Here is a 16,645-nt window from a genome sequence, read left to right as displayed (position 1 = left end):
CACCGATGAGCTACCTGCCACGTCTGCTGAGCGCCGCGCTGCCGGCCTTGCTTACTGTCGCCGGACTTGTCGCGTGCCAACGGCAGACTGCTGATTCGGAGCCCGCTAGCACCCAAGACCACGACGGGTTGGTATTCCAAACCGAGCAGACAGTGGGTCTAGCACGTGACGGTGCCGTTGTTGCGCAACTCCCGATTGGCCGCAGGGGCAACTCTTCTGAGAGTGTGCAGCTCACCAAAGACGGACGGTACATCTATGCTTCGGACGGCACATCGCTGTCGACGATCGATACACGAAGTTTGGAGCGCAGCGAAACTCCATGTGCATCCCCATGCGTCAACTATCCGTTGGGTGCCAGCCTGGTCGGCCGACTCGACGCAGGCAGTCCAAGCGGGGCCGAAGCGGGAAAGACCGAGCACGCCGCCATCTCAGCGGTCGATCTCGCTGTAAGGGACCCGCAACCGCAGATACTCGGGCGCGTGCAACTCGCGTGGCCCCACAGCGCCCAGGCGCAAACCCAGCCGTACTCCTACTTCTTGGATGCCACATCGGGTCAGTACCTGTTCTTCGATTTTAGTCCTGGGAGCCCGGCGAACCCGCGGGGCTGGGAACATCCACAAACCCTATTTCTCGCGAAGCTAGACGGAACAACCGAGAACCTAGGCCAATACGCGGGTTTCGGTCATGAAAGCGACGTGTGGGGTGCGATTAGCCCCGATGGCAAGCACGCGGTGGTCAGCAGTAGTGCTGATTTGAGAGGAGAATCCGCGTACTGCGACAATGTGCCGCTTGATCTCATAGACACCGCCTCCGGCCAGAAAACCCAGATCCATCCCGCTGAGCCAGGCGACGGACCACAGTCCTTCAGAGTCAGCAAGGCCTGGTGGGGTACCGACGGAACGCTCTACGCCAACTATCAGCAATGGTCGTGTGCGACCGATTCGATCCAACAACCTTCTCCCCCACCGCCGTCGGTTTGGACCTACCGGGCCGGGCGCTGGTCGAAGCTCGACACCTCCGGCCCCGCCGTCTACGCGCTCCGGCTTTCAGGTGACCGAATGGCGGTAGTTGAACCAGCGCCGAACCAGAAGCCTTACGAACCCCCGCACGGGGCGCTGACCATCCTCGGTGCCGACGGCCGTCGGATTCATGTGGCCGATGGCGTCACCGCCATCGCGGCGATCCCGTCAAGCAATGCGCCATGAGGCGTGGGCCCGGACTGCCCCGAAACCGGTCCATCGCCACGGTCGCGCGCGGACCCGCCACGGGCAATCCGAGTCCCGAATCGAGCTTCCAATGCCAATGCGCTGTGCGATATGTGCGTCGCAAAACGGTCAAAAAACTTGACGATGCGTCGCATCAAACATCCCGCACGAACAGACTGCCGCTACGCGCGTCAGGACGATCGAATCAACGCACTAGATATGTGAAGTAGTTGCCGATGCATTCAAGAGACTTCCCAGAGAGTTCGGGATGACGACCGTGCATCACCGACTGAACATAGCAACCGGCTTCGCTGAGGCTCAACGAGTTCCAGTCAGGATCGATCCTGATCGCCTCATCGAGTATCGCTCGAACTCGGGCCTTGGCCACGTCAACTACAGTCGGGCCAAAGTGTGAAGCGAACTGAGCATCGTTTCTGCCGGGATAGTGTTTCAAAAACAGAGTGATCGCTTCATTGATGTCGATTTCATCACCCGTCACTCTATCCACCCCACGCCGCGGCACCCCACGCAGACTCGCGAGCGTCAGCCATAGCACCAACGCTAGCCATACGAGGCCGTCGACACTGACAAGGGCCGGACCGTCGCCCTGAAGATCCTCCGCGCGGAATCTGCACACGATGCACGGCCGGTTCTGGCTGTCCCTGCACGATGAGCTGTCCGATCCCACCCGCAAGTTCGCCATCGCAGCAGCCTGCCGAGCCGAGCCGCCCATGTCAGCCTGCTCAGACGGATCGATGTCGCTTTGTGGATGGCAGCCACCCAGCACCCGACCACTCAACTGCCCGTGTAGCGGACGGCTGACAATTGTTTATCGGTTCGAACGCAGTTCGCCCAATCGCGGGACGCTCAAGCACACGGTGAACATGTCACCAACGCAACTGCTGATATTCCGGATGGGTGACTGACAGGATTGATCATGATGTACCCGCGCGCAGGAGGGATCGGAGTAGTGGAGATCGGACCAACAGGCCTTGAGCCTCTCCCTGGGTAAACACAATGTGCCCATCAACTGATCCCGCTGGCGCAGCACACGAATTCGCCACTGACGTGCTGCGAAAACTACTGCACCACATCGCCGTTCAGAATGGAAGACGCAGAGGGCACGACCTGCCGGGACATCGTGTGTTTCGCGTTTCCCACGCGTGGACCGATGGTCCGATGATGTACGTGGTGTATCAAACGCCGCCGTTGGACATCACGTGGGGCTTGGCCCGCGACACCAGAGAATCCCTCGTCGACTCCGGCCCCTGGGTCGACGCCGACAATCCGTCGCTGTACTACTACCTGTTCGATTTCGAGGAGGGATGGTCAGAACCACTCTCGCCGGAACCGGGCAAGGATCCGGACATCATCCGCTGGCGCAGTGATCAGTGTGATGGCCTGCCGGAGTCCGTGTCCGACATTCCTGTGGCCTACCGACACAACCCGGCCTCGATTCCAGCTGCCGAAATACAGCAGGACGTAGACCTCCCAGCTGCCGAACCCCGCCGGTACGCGGATCCGTCCTAAGCCCAGCGGGCCGCCCTGCAAGCGACGTATCGCGGCCGACCTTGCCCAGCTGGATGTGCGTCGCCCGATCGCCGGGTGACGTGCCTTGAGCGCCATGTTGGCGACCCGTCAAACCGCACAACTACCCTCGCGCAGAATGGAATTCAACTCCGCCAACGGGATATGCGGCTGCCATAGCCCGGCCCGCGCAGGACCGGAGCGGGCGGCCGGCATGACCAGCACGAGGTCGGACCCGTCGAGGTACCACGCTCGGTAGTCGTCGGTGTAGTTGTATCTGTGCCCGGGATCGAATTGGGCGATGTCAACATCTTGGGTCACTGCACGTTTCACGTACGGGCGCGCCAGCGGAGGCAAGGCGGTCAGCGGGTCGATGCCCCGACAGAACAAGTCCGCGAGGGCGAGCTGCTTGCCGCGCTGCAAGTCGAAGGTGAAGGTGGTGATCTCATCGTTCGGGTGCGCTCCGCCGAGGTACCAGAAGATGCTGAACACAACGGACCGGATTCCTGGCGCATGTTCGAATGTCTGGTAGGTCAAGTCCGCCTGTCCATTTCGGACCAGGCCGTCGTCCGGGTCGCCGAACCTCGTGAAGAATTCGCGCACAAACTCTTTCAGCGGTGGTCCCGCGGTCTGGTCGTTCAGCAGGTCCTCGGGGTATTTGGCGGACAGTTCCACAGCGATCTTGCGAGCGTTGGTGACCGTGCGCGTGCAGACGCCACCGGCCTGATCCCAGGTGCCGCCGTTGTCTTCGCAGAAGGAGGCGAGCGAATCTGCGCCCGGGGACGGGTCGGCGAAAGCCCGCGAATCCGAACCCACCCCGACCAACGTGAGACTCGCCGCCAGCACGCACAGTGCTCGGGCCATGAAACCGACGCGCCACCGCGCTACCACGGACTTGTCAGTCATACGACGATTCCCCCGGTGCTGTCGAAACCTGATTGATGCCCGTTCACGCTTCAGGCACGAAGCCCCTACCAACTAGCCGGCGAGTAATCCTTCAAGAAGCACCCATACAGATCCTCGCCCAGTTCCCCGCGCACGATCGGGTCATACACGCGCGCAGCACCATCCACCAGATCCAGCGGTGCGTGGAAACCTTCCTCGGCCAGCCGCAGCTTCGTCGGGTGCGGACGCTCGTCGGTGATCCACCCGGTATCGACGGCGGTCATCAAGATCCCGTCCTGCTCCAACATCTCCCCAGAACTCGTGCGGGTCAGCATGTTCAGCGCGGCCTTGGCCATATTGGTGTGCGGGTGCCCGGGCCCCTTATAGCCGCGGCCGAACTGGCCTTCCATCGCGGACACGTTCACCACGTACTTGCGTCGGGCGGGTGACGCGGCCAGCGCCGGGCGCAGCCGGCTCACAAGAATGAACGGCGCGGTCTGGTTGCACAGCTGCACTTCGAGGAGCTCCATCGCGTCGACCTCGTGCACGCGTTGGGTCCAGCTGTTCACCGACGCGGTATCGGGCAGCAGCCCACCCGCGTCAATGGCAGTCCCAGCGGCGATCCGCTCCGGCGAGGCGCTGCGGGCGGTCAGGGCCAGCTCGGTCAGCGCGTGTGGGGCGGGGTGCTCGCCGAGGCTCCCGGCCAGGGCATGCGGATGCGCGTCACTGACGTGGTCGAAGGTGACCACGTCCACCAAGGCCGGCGGCGGGGTGCGCTCGGCCTCGACCAGCGCGGCATACGAGCCCGGCGGGCGGCGCACCGTCTGCGCGGCGTTGTTGATCAGGATGTCCAGCGGCCCCTGCGCGGCCACCTCGTCGGCCAGGGCAACCACCTGGGCCGGATCCCGCAGGTCGATCCCCACCACCCGCAGCCTGTGCAACCAGTCGGCACTGTCCTCCATCGCGGCGAAGCGGCGCACCGCGTCGTTGGGAAACCGGGTGGTGATCGTGGTGTGCGCACCGTCACGCAACAGCCGTAGCGCGATGTACATGCCGATCTTGGCGCGCCCGCCAGTGAGCAGGGCCCGGCGCCCGGTCAAGTCGGTGCGGGCGTCGCGCTTGGCCCGGTTGATCGCGGCGCATTCCGGACAAAGCTGGTGGTAGAAGGCGTCGACCACGGTGTGGTGGTTCTTGCAGATGTAGCAGGCCCGCGAGCGCAGCAGCGTGCCCGCACTGGCCCCGACCGCGGTCGATACCAGCGGCAAACCCTGGGTCTCGTCGTCGATCCGTCCGGGCGCACCGGTGGCGGTGGCAGCGATGACAGCGCGGTCAGCAGCCGCGATCGCGTCGCGCTTGGCGGTCCGGCGGGCCTTCTTCAGCGCCTTGAACATCTTCGCGGTGGCCAGGCGCACAGCAACGGCGTCGGGGTGCTCGGGAGGCAGTTCGTGCACCTCGGACAGCACCCGCAGGCACGTGCTGAGCTGGTCGGGGTCGATCGCGTTCACCATGGAAGGGTACGGCGGGCGGCCACAAATCCCCGTATCGAGCGAACAGCAGCACAGCGGCGCGGCCCGCGAAATCAGTCGTAGATGACGTCCAACCCTCGCCGGCGAAGGTCAGCCAGGCCGTCGCGCATGCCTTGCAGCTGCTCCGGTGAATGCCCCACCCAGTCGGTGATCTCACCGACGATTTTCACCGGCTCACGGGTTCGATAGGAGCGGGTCGGGTTTCCGGGAAGCTTCTTGTCGGTCACGTTCGGGTCGTCCTCCAGCGCACCCTCGGGTTCGACGATGTAGATACGGCCCCGCCCATCGCCGGCGGCCATCTCGGCGCCCCACACCGCGGCATCCAATGTGCGGGTGACGTACACATGGTTCATGATCCGGCCGGCTTCGTAATTCGACTCGCGTCCGGGCACCAAGTGATCCCCCACCGCCAGGTCGGCCTTGGTGCCGTGCAGCAGCGCACCGGACTCGTGCACCTCAAACGGTTTCGGCCTATTCGTCACAACATCCCCCATCTCGTCACGGATCGAGAGATTGTGCAGGACGTCAGGGGCCTTGCCGCAAGCCCCACCCCCGGCCTTATAGTGAGAGTGGGAGCGGATCCAAATTCCTTCGCACCCAGCCAATCCGATTCGGCCCCAACGATCAGAGTCGGTCGAGGAACCCGTCGACGAGGCTGGACAGTCTCGCGAAATGCGCACCGGGCCAATAGATCTGACCGCAGTCCGGGCAATGACTGAACTCGTCGTAGTAGCGGCGGGTCAACGGCTCAAGGCGGTCCATCACCGCCTCCTTCGGCACCGCGGCCAGCCGCCCATTGCATCGCACGCACCGGGTGAACGGCGTTATCCGCCGCCGCAGATCCAGCCGCCGCAGTACCTCCAGCGTCTGTTCCTCCGGCACCTGGGAGTGGACGAACAAACCGTGGGTGATCGCGCGGCGCTTCAACAGGCCGCGGTCTCGGGTGAGCAGAATTCGCTGCTGTTCGACGCTGATGTCGGCCAGAGCCTGATCGTCGGCGTCATTGGACCACCAGACGTCGAACCCGAGCAGGCGCAGCAGCCGTGCCAGCCGGCCGAGGTTGACGTCGATCACGAACCGCGGATGCCGCAGCGGCTCCGGCCGGAGCCGGGCCGTCGCCCCAACGTCGAGCGCCTCGAACATCGGGTACACCGCAATGCGATCACCGACCGCCGGTCGATGCTCGAACCCGACAGGATCCCCGTTCACCAGGATCAGGTCGATCTCGGTGTGCGGAATGCCCATGGCCTCCAGCACATCCTTGACGGTCTGGTGGCTCTTGCAGGGACGACGCAGGGTCTGACTACGCGAGTCGGCTTCCAAGAAGTCGTTGAGCTCGGCGTAGGCCCGGACGTTCACGAAGCCGGCCACACCGCCATGGTCGCGCGCAGGGGGGCCGGCCGCAATACAACGAACCTAGTGAACTGCCGAGCAACCCCAGGCTGGACGTAATCTATGTGCAACGAGTTGTTGGGGGGCAAATGAACGGATTCCTTCGATTCGTCGACGGCAATTGGTCATGGAATTCCTCGATTACCCACTTTTTGTTCGATTTCCTCGCCGAGCAGCTCCCTGAGGGACCGAGGAGATCAGAAGTCGTTGAGCTGCACGAGAATAACGTGCCGATGCTCGATTTGCGGGAGCCGTCCAACGACATCGTCGTTACGACGATCGTCGAAAAGCTACCCGCGCACCTCGAAACACTGGATCCGGACACACGTTCGGCGTTTCAGCCACCGCTCGAGGAATTGCTTCGTCTGGCCGCGTCCCAGCATCGCCACAATCAGCAGGTGCCACCGGTGACAAACGGACCAACATAACGACGAGTTTCCTCGAGGAAGTTCAGGCGATCGTACGACCGCTACTGGCTCAGCTTGGATTCACCTTCGACGAGGTGATCGACTGAAGGGAAGCCACGCTCGTCGCTTCTGTCACCCGCGACATCGTGATTCCGGCCCTGATCGAGATGAACGCCACGGGGGTGTGCGGCTTGATCGGGGCAAGGCCGTCAAAATTTTTGACGGTTTCCCCCTTCAACCCACAGCCCATGGCCCGCGGCCCGGCACGCCAGGTCTTCGACATTCCTCCGTGTCGATGCGCACCACCCCGAAGTCGATCTCGGTCGACGCAAGCCCTGGAGGACATCGCCGAGCATCCACCGACACCCTGGGCATCGTCGAACAATCGGCCTAGCGTGAGGGCATGGCAGAACAATCGCCCATGGTCACCGTGCCTCATCCGCCGGAAGGGATGATGCGCGTCGTCAACCCGGCCCTGCGGTTCTTGCTGCGCACGCCCTTCGCCGGCCCCGCGCGCCACCAGTTCATGGTTCTGACCGTGCGCGGCCGAAAAACCGGACGGCAGTATGCGATTCCGCTGAGCGCACACGTCATCGACAACACGCTCTACGCGATGACCGACGCCGGATGGAGGTACAACTTCCGCGACGGTGCCACCGCCGAGGTCCTCCACGACGGCAAGACAACGACGATGCGGGGCGAACTCATCGAGGACCGCGCCACCGTCGCCGATCTGTTCCGGCGCTGCGCCGAGACCTACGGCGTCAGACGCGCCCAACGCATGATGGGGCTGAAGTTCCACGAGCAGCGCATCCCCACGCTGGACGAGTTCGCCGAGGCGGTCGATCGTGTGCACCTCGCCGCCATCAAGCTGACCCCGGCCGGCCAGCCCTGACGGCAGCCCGAAGGTCAGGCGTGCCGGCACCCGTCTCGGGCAGCACCGCGTTCAACTGACCTGGTGACGGAATTTGGCGCAACCAGCCCTCGACGAGCGATGTCACAATCGCAGGAAGTCAGCTGAACGCAGCGCCATCCGTCGAAAGGACGTCGTCCGTTGTGGGTTTGGTACAACATCGCCCCGTGGTGGGCTCGTTGGCTGGTCACGTCGGCGTGGATGACGGTGTGGTCCTTGCTGTTCTGCTGGGCAGTACTGCAGCCGCAATACCTTTGGTGGACACCGTGGCCGGCCTGGGTCATGGTGTCCGGCCTGGCCGTGTTCGGGCTGCTGGCCGGCATCCCGATCACCCTGCTCACCCAGCCCGTCGTCAACACCTACGCCACCGTGCTGAACGGGCTCACCGCGCCGCAACGCACCGCTGTCGCCCGTGCGGTACACGGCGAACCGATACCCACTGACCCGGCCGTCCTGACTGCGACCGTGCGGGCCACCGACCTCGCCCACGCATATCGGAACCGCGTCACCCCGGCGCGCCGCCGTCTCAGCTGGGTGCTCATCGGATTGTTCGCGGTTCTGCTTCCGGTCCTCGAATTCGTCGCGGACCGGCCGCGGCTGGGGCTGACCTATCTGGGTCTCGCCGTGGTGTTGGTCGTCCTCCAGGTGTGGCCGGAATGGGCCCGGCGTCGCCGCGAGCCACATCTGGCACGGTTGCGTGCCGCGGCCGACGCAGATCCAGAGGTCGCCGCCGCGGTCACTCAGGTCGTGCCGCCTGCGGTACCGACAGCCCGTCAGCGCTGGCTTCGAGTCGGTCTGGTCCTCGTGTTGGTTGTCGCAGCCGGACTCGCAACCGCTTGGCTCAGCCACGTTTCCGGCCGCGACTGCCGCACCGCGCGGACAGTAGTGGGCTACATCAGTGACCACCAGGATCTTCTCGCCCCCGGCCGGATCGCCCCTGGCGGTCCAGACATGTCCGAGTACCGAGCGTGGTCAGCTCAATTGGGCCGCTATGCCGATCGGGTCGACGACCCGGCGCTCGGCCGGCATCTGCAACAGATCAGTGACCTTTCGGCCGAGGCGGTCGACATCGTCAAGCAGGCCCGTACACCCGGAATGCCCAACGGCGAGATCGGCATCCGACAAATGAGTTACCTCAACATCGTTCAACGACTGGTCGACGCGGATACGCAGCTGCTCGACGAATGCAGGCGGTAGACAACGCTCAGCTCGCACGCTGGACAGCCGCGAGTGCCACCCGCTTGGCGCTGTCACCGCAGTTCTCCCCCGCGGGCGCGTTCAGCCAGACCGAGACCACGGGAATTGATGGCGCCAGGTCGGGTGCACCGGTTCGGACGTCGGTCGGTTCGATGGTGACATCGGTCTTGGCGATGACGGAACAGCTGGGTGATTCGGCAGAACTGAAGTCGAGCAGTTGCACACCGTCCTGCTCGCTGCGGACAGGAACATTCCCTGACGGAGACTGGACAACATCGTCGGACCAGACGGCGAGCCCGTACTTGACGATGGCCGACCGGGCCGCGGGGCCGTCAGCGGCCTTTTCCCGTTGCAGCTCACAGACACTGGGATGCCGCCAGGTGGTCGGCCACTGCGCCTCTGGATTGGGTTCCCACCACTTGAAGCTCACCGCGTGAACGTCCGCCGCAGCGGTACACGGATCGGCAGTGAGAAACCGCGTCGCACTTGAGGACTTGTCGGAATGCACCGGCACCCCGTTCGTTTCGACGTGTGCCGCGACGCCACCCGCGATCACGCCACCGAGTTCACACAGCGCGGAGTCGTCGAATTCCACCCGTCCATCGGCGATGTTGATCGGAGTCACCTCGAGCACGGGATCGCGCATCGACGCGGGCGCGCCTTCCAACCCCGTCAGTGGAATCGGGGCGCGGAACGTGCACATCGACGTCCGCTGCATGACACCCGGGTGCGCCGGGTCGGGGCCGAATTGCATGTCATTGCCCCGACGCTCACCCGCTGCGACCGAGAGTTCGAGGCCCACCGTCATCGACGGGAAGGCGATCGTGCAGCCGTCTCCGCCGATCGGGAACACCGGGGACACGCCCTCCACGGCGATCGCGTGCGCGGCGGTGTAGGTGTAGCTGAAGTCCCTGTGGCCGTTGTCTTCCAGGGCTTTCCGGTCGACGAAGCCGCACGGATCGATCTGACGAAGCGCGTACAACTCGGCCAGGTGGTCCTGGTCGGTCGGTGTGAGGTCGAGCCCGTAGGTCTGCACCGTCCCAGGAAAGAAGACCTTCGATTGATCCGGATGCACTGGCGAAGTGCCGGCGGGCGATTGAACGGGTGGGGCAGACTGAGTGCCGCACGCCGTCACCGATACACCGAATGCCAACAGCACGGACGTACACACGATCGCTCGCAACATCTGGTCCCCCGGTTCCGTCGTCAACCAGATTAAGGCGGGCCGGCCCACTACCGACTCAGAGAATTATGGGGCTCGAAGCGACGGCCTCCAGCCTGAACCACACCTCACCGCGCGTCAGCGACTGGCATCCTGTGCACCCTGCAGATCCATCGCCACCGGGCTCGTCCCCAGAGTGGCAGCCACAAGACCGGTCACCGCCACCAACACACGCTTCATATCAACCTCCTTTTGAAGTGAACCGCGCATCGTCGCATCAACCACCGATATTGACGGCGGCGACCGAGCGAGGATCTGTGTGGTCAATGTCAGCCGGGAAAGGTCGTCAAGAATCTTGACGATGTCCCAGCCGCACATACCGCCCGAACCGGCCCGGCCGATCCGTCGCAACTGCCGTGACGATTGTGACTGGCCGCCAGCACCCCGCCCCTCACCAAATGCCCCAATAACCGCCACCCGCCACACCCACCTCGGTAACGTCACACACGATGAGCGGGGCACCGACGTGTTGATCGCGGCGTTACGCGATCTGCAGTGGCGGCGACGGCGATTCATGATCGCCGCGGTCGGCACCGCGTTGGTTTTTGCCATGACCTTGGTGTTGACGGGCCTGGCCCATGGCTTCCGCGTCGAGGCCGAACGCAGCGTCGATGCCCTGGGCCTGGACGCATTCATGATCAAGTCGGGTGCAGCCGGCCCGTTCCTCGGCTCGGCACCGTTGCCGCCCACCGCAGTTCAGCTGGCGGCCAAGCTTCCGGGTGTCGTCACAGCCGTCCCGCTGGTGTACGGGTCGTCGACCATCCCCGCCGGCGGCACCCCGCGCAATGTGAACGTGTTCGGAGTCCCGGACCAGGGCCCCGGCACTCCGGCGTTGAAGGACGGCCGGGCCCCCCACGCCCCCGACGAAGTCGCGGTCTCGACGACGATGGACCGTCCGATCGGCGCCGATATCGACGTCGGCGCGTCCAAACTACGGGTTGTCGGGCTGGTCGACGACCTCACCGCCCTGGCCGCCCAGGACAACATCTACCTGACGGTCCCCGGTGCCCAACAACTGCTGTTCTCCGGTCAGAAGCTGATCTCGTCGGTCGGTATCGTCGGCAACCCGGGCACGGCACCGCCCGAATTCCGCATCGTCGACCGGGCCGGCGCCATCGACGACATGGTCCGCCCACTGCGCGGCGCCAACCAGGCGATGAGCTTGATGGCCGGCCTGCTGTGGGCGGTCGCGGCGCTGATCGTCGGCTCGGTGATCTACCTGTCCGCCCTGGAACGCACCCGCGACTTCGCGGTGTTCAAGGCTGTCGGCGTGGCCACCCGGTCCATCATGGCCGGATTGGCGATGCAGGCCGTCGCCGTGGCCCTGCTTGCCGCCCTGCTGGGCGCGGGACTGTCACTCGTGCTCGGGCCGCCGTTCCCCATGCGCTGCGACGTCCCAACCCTGGCATTCATCGCGCTGCCGATCGTCGCGGTCGTGATCGGCCTGCTGGCCAGCGTTGCCGGGCTGCGCCGCGCCGTCACCGTCGACCCCGCCCTGGCATTCCGAGGACCCTGACATGGCCGACCTACTCGTCAAAGACCTCGTCGTGGAATACTCCAGCGGCGGCTACGCGGTGCGCCCGATCGACGGACTCGACCTCGAGGTTCCAGCCGGATCACTGGCAATCCTGCTGGGCCCCAGCGGTTGTGGGAAGACCACGCTCCTGTCCTGCCTGGGCGGGATCCTCAAACCGACCGCCGGCCGCATCGAGTTCGGCGATGTTGATGTGACCACCCTGAACAAGAAGGAGCTGTCGGACTACCGGCGCGACACCGTCGGCATCGTGTTCCAGGCCTTCAACCTCGTGCCCAGCCTGACCGCGCTGGAAAACGTGATGGTGCCACTGCGCGCCGCCGGCAGAACGAGGCACGCGGCCCGCGAACGCGCCACGGAACTGCTGACCCGCGTCAACCTTGAGGACCGACTGCACCACCGCCCCGGCGATCTCAGCGGCGGGCAGCAACAGCGCGTCGCGGTGGCCCGCGCGATCGCGCTCGATCCGCCGCTGATCCTGGCCGATGAGCCGACTGCACATCTGGATTTCATCCAGGTCGAGGAGGTCCTCCGGCTCATCCGTGAGCTCGCCAGCGGTGAGCACGTCGTTGTCGTCGCCACCCACGACACCCGCATCCTGCCGCTCGCCGACCAGGTGGTGGAGCTCGTCCCGCATGTTGCCGTCGAGCATCAAGGCGCCGAAACCGTGACCATCGAAGCCGGCGAGGTGCTGTTCGCGCAGGGCGAGATGGGCGATCTCATCTACATCGTCACTGACGGCGAGATCGAACTTGCTCGCGAATTGGCCAGCGGTGGTGAGGAAGTCATCAAAGTCTCCGGACCCGGCGACTACTTCGGCGAGATGGGGCCGCTGTTCAGCCTGCCTCGGTCGGCCACCGCCCGCGCGAAGACCGACGCCACCGTCGTCGGCTACACCGTGCAGGCGTTCCGGGAACTGCTCGGCCCGACCGGCGCTCGAAACCTCATCGGGCGATCCGAATCAGAGGACTGATGTGACCGAACTCGACACCCGCGTCGCGGTCTACCTCGACTTCGACAACATCGTCATCTCCCGCTACGACCAGGTCAACGGCCGCAACTCCTTTCAGAAGGACAAAGCCAAAGGCCTGGAGGCCGACAAGCTCACCAAGGCCACCGTCGACCTCGGTGCCATCCTCGACTTCGCCTCGTCCTTCGGCACGTTGGTGCTCACCCGCGCCTACGCGGACTGGTCGGCCGATCTCAACGCCGGATATCGCGAGCAGCTCGTCGGCCGTGCCGTCGACCTGGTGCAGCTGTTCCCCGCCGCCGCATACGGCAAGAACGGCGCCGATATCCGGCTGGCCGTCGACGCGGTCGAGGACATGTTCCGGCTCCCCGACCTCACCCATGTGGTGATCGTGGCGGGCGACTCCGACTACATTCCCCTGGCCCAACGGTGCAAACGGCTGGGGCGCTACGTCGTCGGCATCGGGGTGGCCGGGTCCTCCAGCCGGGTGCTGGCCGCCGCGTGCGACGAGTTCGTCGTCTATGACTCGCTGCCCGGTGTCCCCGCGCCCAGCCCCGAGCCGGAACCCAAGCAGCAGAAGCGCACCCGCAAGACGGATGAGCAGGACCCGCAGGCCCAGGCCACCGCGCTGCTGACCCGGGCCCTGCAGATCGGCCTGGAGAAGGACGACGCCGAGTGGCTGCACAACTCCGCGGTCAAAGCTCAGATGAAGCGGATGGATCCGTCCTTCAGTGAGAAGTCGTTGGGTTTCAAGTCGTTCAGCGATTTTCTGCGGTCGCGTTCCGATGTGGTCGAGTTGGATGAGAGTTCGACGACGCGGATGGTCAAGCTGCGGTAGCCGGCCCCGCACCGGCGCCGGCGTGCGTCCTGGTGATGGACGGGTCCGGATATCCGGCATCGCGCACCGCCTGGACCACCGCGTCACCGACGGCATCCACCCGCGCATCTGGCACCAGCGCGATGACGCAGCCACCGAACCCGCCACCGGTCATCCGCGCCCCGAGTGCGCCCGCCCGCGCCGCGGTTTCAGCGATCAGGTCGAGGTTCGGGGTGGTGATCTCGAAGTCGTCGCGCATCGAGGCGTGCGATGCGGTCCACAGCTCACCAACCGCGGCGAAGTCCGAAGATTCCATCGCTGCAACGCAATCGAGTACCCGCTGGTTCTCGGTCAGTACATGACGCGCCCGCCGGGTATCGACCGGATCCTTCACCGCCCCGAGTGCTGCCCCGCCAGAGACCTCACGCAGCGAGGCCACCCCGAGATCGGCGGCCGCCCGCTCGCAGGATGCCCGCCGGGCCGCATACTCGCCACCGGCGTGCGCGTGCCGGGCCCGCGAATCGATCAACAGCAGGGCCACTCCGGCCGCTTCGGGGTCGAAGAGCACCGGCTGCACGGTGACGTCGCGGAAGTCGATCAGCATCGCCTCCCCCGGCTCGCCGAACAACGACGCCAGCTGATCGAGCAGTCCTGTTGGCGCGCCGACGTACTCGTTCTCGGCCCACCGGGCGACCCGTGCCTGCTCGACGCGGTCGAGATCGACGCCGGCCGCCGTGAGCAGGGCACCGAGCACCGCGCATTCCAGCGCGGCCGACGACGACAGCCCCGAACCGATCTCGACGTCGCTGGTGATCGTCATGGCCCCGCCCGGCGCCGCGATCCCGGCACGCCGCAGGGCCCACACCACCCCGGCGACATACGCGGCCCAGCCCGTCACGCCTCCCGGCACGGTGTCCAGGCCGATCCGCGCATCACCGAACGCACTCGACACCGACAGCACCTCTGACGAGTCCGGAGCGAAAGCCACAAAGGTCCGCTGCGGCAACGCAATCGGCAGCGCGAACCCCGCGTTGTAGTCGGTGTGCTCGCCGATCAGATTGATGCGGCCGGGGGCGGAGAATCTGATACTCACCGGCGCGGATTCACCCGATGGGCCCGGCGGAAGCGGTCCAGGTAGGCCGGCCAGTCCCAGGTGGACAGGAACTCCGTCGTCGCCGCGTAGCCCTTCTCGTACAGGGCTTCGGCCTCATTGCGGGTGATGTCGAAGTCGAGCACCCCGACTTCGGTCGAATCCACCTGGATCGCACGCACCTTCACCCACGGCTGGCTGAGGTACGCCTGGTCGTGGCCGACCAGCATGGTGGTGATCAGGCTTTCCAGAAAGGTCGGGCGGCCGAAGCGCAACATGCCCAACCCGGGGATGAGTTGCTCGGCCGTCGGCGCGGGCAGGTACGGCACCACCGTCACCCCGAACGTCGGCCAGCGCGGCTCGGCGCCGTCGGGACGGTCGAAGGTGTCGATCGGGAAGTTCGACAACACCCCGCCATCCACGAGCGTGCATGCCTGCCCGTCAGCGGTTTTCAGCGTCACCGGGTGGAACAGGAACGGTATCGCCATCGAGGCCCGCACCGCGTCGGCGACGAGCTGCTCGTCGGGGTCCAGGCCGTAGACCCGCCGGTAATCCCACGGCAGGCGCACGAGTTGCCCGGTGGTCACGTCGGTCACCGTGACCGTCAGCCGGTAGCGCCGCTCGGGCAGTAGGTTCTTGTCGTCGATGGCCAGATCGCCAAAGGTCTTGACGCCCAGATTCTTCAGCTCGCTGCGGATCCAGTCGTACGCGAAGTCACCGCGATAGATACCGGTCTCGCACAGCAGGCCCCACGCCGTGCCCAGCACCGGGATGCGCTCGATCGGCCCGCTGTCGCGAAACTTGCGGTAGGGCACGCTCAGCGCCAACTCGTGCAGTTGATTACTGGTCAACTCGTTACGGTGCACCGCTGCGGCGACCACCGCGCCGACCAGTGAGCCGGCCGAGGTGCCCGAGATCCGCTCGATCGCGTATCCCGCGTCCTTGAGCGCGACGACGGCGCCCACCAGGCCGATGCCTTTGACCCCGCCCCCGGACAGCACGAGGTCGGCACGGTGCGGGGAACGATTCGCAGCCATAGCCCCAGCTTGGCACGCCTGCCTGACAATCCGCCGCAGATCGCGTGACGCACGCTGCGTACTTGTCGGTGGCGGTTTGTACGTTCTCCTGTTCGCCTGGCGTGGGTTCCGGCACGCATCGAACTGCACGACTCGATGTTCTCGGGCGGGGTCACGGTGAACCTGACGCCGTAGAGCTCTTGCGTGAGGACCGACCCGACGCCGGGACGGTCCTCAGCTGGGGTGTGAGCCCATGGTGGTCTCCAACCCGATGAACAGCACGTCGAGCCCGCGGTCGAGTTCGGCTGCGCCGTCGTAGGACCCCAGCGCGGAAGCCAGTGCGCGTACCTGCGGGAACTCGGTGATGGACAGTCGGTGCAGACCCAGCCGCAGCACATCGTCGGGCTCCTCTGGCCGTTCGACGACCTCCTGCAACTCTGTGAGGATGTGGCCGTGCAGGTAGCCGAAGAGCATTCGGTAGATGTGCAGGGCATCGGTCCCGGAGAATCCGGACGCCGTCAGCAGCGTCAGAACGTCCTCCAGTGGCCGCAGCATTCCCGGCGGACGCTGCCCCAACGGGGTGGCCAGCGGACGAGTTACCATCAGCGGCACCACATTTGGGTGTGCCAGAGCCAACTGCCGAAATTCGTGCGCCACCGTGCGTAGCTGGCCGGCCCAATCTGGATCGGCGGTGTCGACGCGCAACTGGCCGATCACCATCTCAGTCACCCCGTCGAGCAACGCGGCCTTGTTGGGCACATGCCGATAGAGCACGGCAGGATCCCGGCCGACCTCCTCACTGAGCCGGCGCATCGACAGGCCATCGACACCGTCGCGGTCCACCAGTCGCAGGGCAGCCTGCAGGATCACCGAACGGTTTATCTGCCCCTCCACACCACGCCGTGCCGCGGTCGCCTGTTTGACCATCGTGACGACTCCTCCAC

The 16,645-nt window shown here is 65.4% G+C and carries 19 protein-coding genes; 8 read left to right on the top strand and 11 right to left on the bottom strand.

The features are described 5' to 3' along the window. Positions 1-5 precede the first annotated feature (5 nt). Positions 6-1,205, top strand: coding sequence for a hypothetical protein (locus ACZYZ7_RS12130; RefSeq protein ID WP_463740987.1), 1,200 nt, complete (start codon positions 6-8; stop codon positions 1,203-1,205). Between the two features lie 205 nt (positions 1,206-1,410). Here the strand turns inward: ACZYZ7_RS12130 and ACZYZ7_RS12125 are convergent, their stop codons facing one another. Continuing rightward, the gene (locus tag ACZYZ7_RS12125) at positions 1,411-1,704 is read right to left on the bottom strand and encodes a hypothetical protein (protein ID WP_463740986.1); all 294 of its coding nucleotides are present in this window, start codon (positions 1,702-1,704) and stop codon (positions 1,411-1,413) included. Between the two features lie 680 nt (positions 1,705-2,384). On the opposite strand from ACZYZ7_RS12125, the gene ACZYZ7_RS12120 reads away from it, so the two are divergent. After that, positions 2,385-2,735, top strand: a complete 351-nt coding sequence (locus tag ACZYZ7_RS12120) for a hypothetical protein (RefSeq protein ID WP_463740985.1) — start codon at positions 2,385-2,387, stop codon at positions 2,733-2,735. A gap of 108 nt (positions 2,736-2,843) precedes the next feature. On the opposite strand, the gene ACZYZ7_RS12115 is transcribed toward ACZYZ7_RS12120, so the two are convergent. The 4 genes from ACZYZ7_RS12115 to ACZYZ7_RS12100 form a co-directional block, all read right to left on the bottom strand. After that, positions 2,844-3,638, bottom strand: coding sequence for a hypothetical protein (locus tag ACZYZ7_RS12115; RefSeq protein WP_463740984.1), 795 nt, complete (start codon positions 3,636-3,638; stop codon positions 2,844-2,846). A 65-nt stretch (positions 3,639-3,703) separates the two neighbouring features. Then, entirely contained in the window at positions 3,704-5,122 is a 1,419-nt protein-coding gene (locus tag ACZYZ7_RS12110; protein WP_450071367.1) for an SDR family NAD(P)-dependent oxidoreductase, read from the bottom strand. Between the two features lie 74 nt (positions 5,123-5,196). Continuing rightward, the gene (arr, locus tag ACZYZ7_RS12105) at positions 5,197-5,637 is read right to left on the bottom strand and encodes an NAD(+)--rifampin ADP-ribosyltransferase (RefSeq protein WP_463740983.1); all 441 of its coding nucleotides are present in this window, start codon (positions 5,635-5,637) and stop codon (positions 5,197-5,199) included. A 130-nt stretch (positions 5,638-5,767) separates the two neighbouring features. Further along, the gene (locus tag ACZYZ7_RS12100; RefSeq protein WP_463740982.1) at positions 5,768-6,514 is read right to left on the bottom strand and encodes a Mut7-C RNAse domain-containing protein; all 747 of its coding nucleotides are present in this window, start codon (positions 6,512-6,514) and stop codon (positions 5,768-5,770) included. Positions 6,515-6,624: 110 nt separating this feature from the next. Between ACZYZ7_RS12100 and ACZYZ7_RS12095 the strand changes: the two genes are divergently transcribed. Further along, positions 6,625-6,963 (top strand): hypothetical protein, encoded by a 339-nt coding sequence (locus ACZYZ7_RS12095; RefSeq protein ID WP_463740981.1) that lies wholly within the window; start codon positions 6,625-6,627, stop codon positions 6,961-6,963. A gap of 49 nt (positions 6,964-7,012) precedes the next feature. On the opposite strand, the gene ACZYZ7_RS12090 is transcribed toward ACZYZ7_RS12095, so the two are convergent. After that, the gene (locus tag ACZYZ7_RS12090) at positions 7,013-7,225 is read right to left on the bottom strand and encodes a hypothetical protein (protein ID WP_463740980.1); all 213 of its coding nucleotides are present in this window, start codon (positions 7,223-7,225) and stop codon (positions 7,013-7,015) included. Between the two features lie 120 nt (positions 7,226-7,345). Here ACZYZ7_RS12090 and ACZYZ7_RS12085 point away from each other — a divergent pair, with 120 nt between their 5' ends. Continuing rightward, positions 7,346-7,837 carry a hypothetical protein gene (locus ACZYZ7_RS12085; RefSeq protein WP_463740979.1) on the top strand — a complete coding sequence of 164 codons (492 nt, stop codon included), beginning with the start codon at positions 7,346-7,348 and terminating at the stop codon, positions 7,835-7,837. Between the two features lie 159 nt (positions 7,838-7,996). After that, positions 7,997-9,052: a hypothetical protein gene (locus tag ACZYZ7_RS12080; RefSeq protein ID WP_463740978.1), complete on the top strand. Its 1,056-nt coding sequence runs from the start codon at positions 7,997-7,999 to the stop codon at positions 9,050-9,052. 7 nt (positions 9,053-9,059) lie between these two features. Here the strand turns inward: ACZYZ7_RS12080 and ACZYZ7_RS12075 are convergent, their stop codons facing one another. Further along, positions 9,060-10,088 (bottom strand): hypothetical protein, encoded by a 1,029-nt coding sequence (locus ACZYZ7_RS12075; RefSeq protein ID WP_463740977.1) that lies wholly within the window; start codon positions 10,086-10,088, stop codon positions 9,060-9,062. Between the two features lie 264 nt (positions 10,089-10,352). Then, positions 10,353-10,826 carry a hypothetical protein gene (locus tag ACZYZ7_RS12070; protein ID WP_463741077.1) on the bottom strand — a complete coding sequence of 158 codons (474 nt, stop codon included), beginning with the start codon at positions 10,824-10,826 and terminating at the stop codon, positions 10,353-10,355. On the opposite strand from ACZYZ7_RS12070, the gene ACZYZ7_RS12065 reads away from it, so the two are divergent. Genes ACZYZ7_RS12065 through ACZYZ7_RS12055 form a run of 3 tightly spaced genes read left to right on the top strand, consistent with a single transcriptional unit; the run spans position 10,741 to position 13,616 of the window. After that, the gene (locus ACZYZ7_RS12065) at positions 10,741-11,790 is read left to right on the top strand and encodes an ABC transporter permease (protein WP_463741070.1); all 1,050 of its coding nucleotides are present in this window, start codon (positions 10,741-10,743) and stop codon (positions 11,788-11,790) included. The genes ACZYZ7_RS12070 and ACZYZ7_RS12065 overlap by 86 nt on opposite strands. A gap of 1 nt (position 11,791) precedes the next feature. After that, positions 11,792-12,781 carry an ABC transporter ATP-binding protein gene (locus tag ACZYZ7_RS12060; RefSeq protein WP_463740976.1) on the top strand — a complete coding sequence of 330 codons (990 nt, stop codon included), beginning with the start codon at positions 11,792-11,794 and terminating at the stop codon, positions 12,779-12,781. A 1-nt stretch (position 12,782) separates the two neighbouring features. After that, positions 12,783-13,616: an NYN domain-containing protein gene (locus tag ACZYZ7_RS12055; protein WP_463740975.1), complete on the top strand. Its 834-nt coding sequence runs from the start codon at positions 12,783-12,785 to the stop codon at positions 13,614-13,616. Here the strand turns inward: ACZYZ7_RS12055 and ACZYZ7_RS12050 are convergent. The 3 genes from ACZYZ7_RS12050 to ACZYZ7_RS12040 form a co-directional block, all read right to left on the bottom strand. Further along, positions 13,603-14,688 carry a galactokinase gene (locus ACZYZ7_RS12050; RefSeq protein ID WP_463740974.1) on the bottom strand — a complete coding sequence of 362 codons (1,086 nt, stop codon included), beginning with the start codon at positions 14,686-14,688 and terminating at the stop codon, positions 13,603-13,605. The genes ACZYZ7_RS12055 and ACZYZ7_RS12050 overlap by 14 nt on opposite strands. After that, entirely contained in the window at positions 14,685-15,722 is a 1,038-nt protein-coding gene (locus ACZYZ7_RS12045; protein WP_463740973.1) for a patatin-like phospholipase family protein, read from the bottom strand. The genes ACZYZ7_RS12050 and ACZYZ7_RS12045 overlap by 4 nt, the downstream gene beginning before the upstream one ends. 213 nt (positions 15,723-15,935) lie before the next feature. Next, complete coding sequence (locus tag ACZYZ7_RS12040; RefSeq protein ID WP_463740972.1) at positions 15,936-16,628, bottom strand: TetR/AcrR family transcriptional regulator C-terminal domain-containing protein; 693 nt, start codon at positions 16,626-16,628, stop codon at positions 15,936-15,938. Positions 16,629-16,645: the final 17 nt, after the last annotated feature.

This window comes from Mycobacterium sp. IDUB_17 (assembly GCF_055419465.1).
This window is presented reverse-complemented; position numbering and strand designations above follow the sequence as displayed.

Excerpts from the sequence above, each read along its gene's own strand:
- ACZYZ7_RS12045 (WP_463740973.1), bottom strand. The coding sequence starts at position 15,722 with ATGGCTGCGAATCGTTCCCCGCACCGTGCCGACCTCGTGCTGTCCGGG.
- ACZYZ7_RS12095 (WP_463740981.1), top strand. The coding sequence starts at position 6,625 with ATGAACGGATTCCTTCGATTCGTCGACGGCAATTGGTCATGGAATTCC.
- ACZYZ7_RS12130 (WP_463740987.1), top strand. The coding sequence starts at position 6 with ATGAGCTACCTGCCACGTCTGCTGAGCGCCGCGCTGCCGGCCTTGCTT.
- ACZYZ7_RS12060 (WP_463740976.1), top strand. The coding sequence starts at position 11,792 with ATGGCCGACCTACTCGTCAAAGACCTCGTCGTGGAATACTCCAGCGGC.
- ACZYZ7_RS12115 (WP_463740984.1), bottom strand. The coding sequence starts at position 3,638 with ATGACTGACAAGTCCGTGGTAGCGCGGTGGCGCGTCGGTTTCATGGCC.
- ACZYZ7_RS12040 (WP_463740972.1), bottom strand. The coding sequence starts at position 16,628 with ATGGTCAAACAGGCGACCGCGGCACGGCGTGGTGTGGAGGGGCAGATA.
- ACZYZ7_RS12120 (WP_463740985.1), top strand. The coding sequence starts at position 2,385 with ATGATGTACGTGGTGTATCAAACGCCGCCGTTGGACATCACGTGGGGC.
- ACZYZ7_RS12090 (WP_463740980.1), bottom strand. The coding sequence starts at position 7,225 with ATGTCGAAGACCTGGCGTGCCGGGCCGCGGGCCATGGGCTGTGGGTTG.
- arr (WP_463740983.1), bottom strand. The coding sequence starts at position 5,637 with ATGGGGGATGTTGTGACGAATAGGCCGAAACCGTTTGAGGTGCACGAG.
- ACZYZ7_RS12085 (WP_463740979.1), top strand. The coding sequence starts at position 7,346 with ATGGCAGAACAATCGCCCATGGTCACCGTGCCTCATCCGCCGGAAGGG.
- ACZYZ7_RS12070 (WP_463741077.1), bottom strand. The coding sequence starts at position 10,826 with ATGGCAAAAACCAACGCGGTGCCGACCGCGGCGATCATGAATCGCCGT.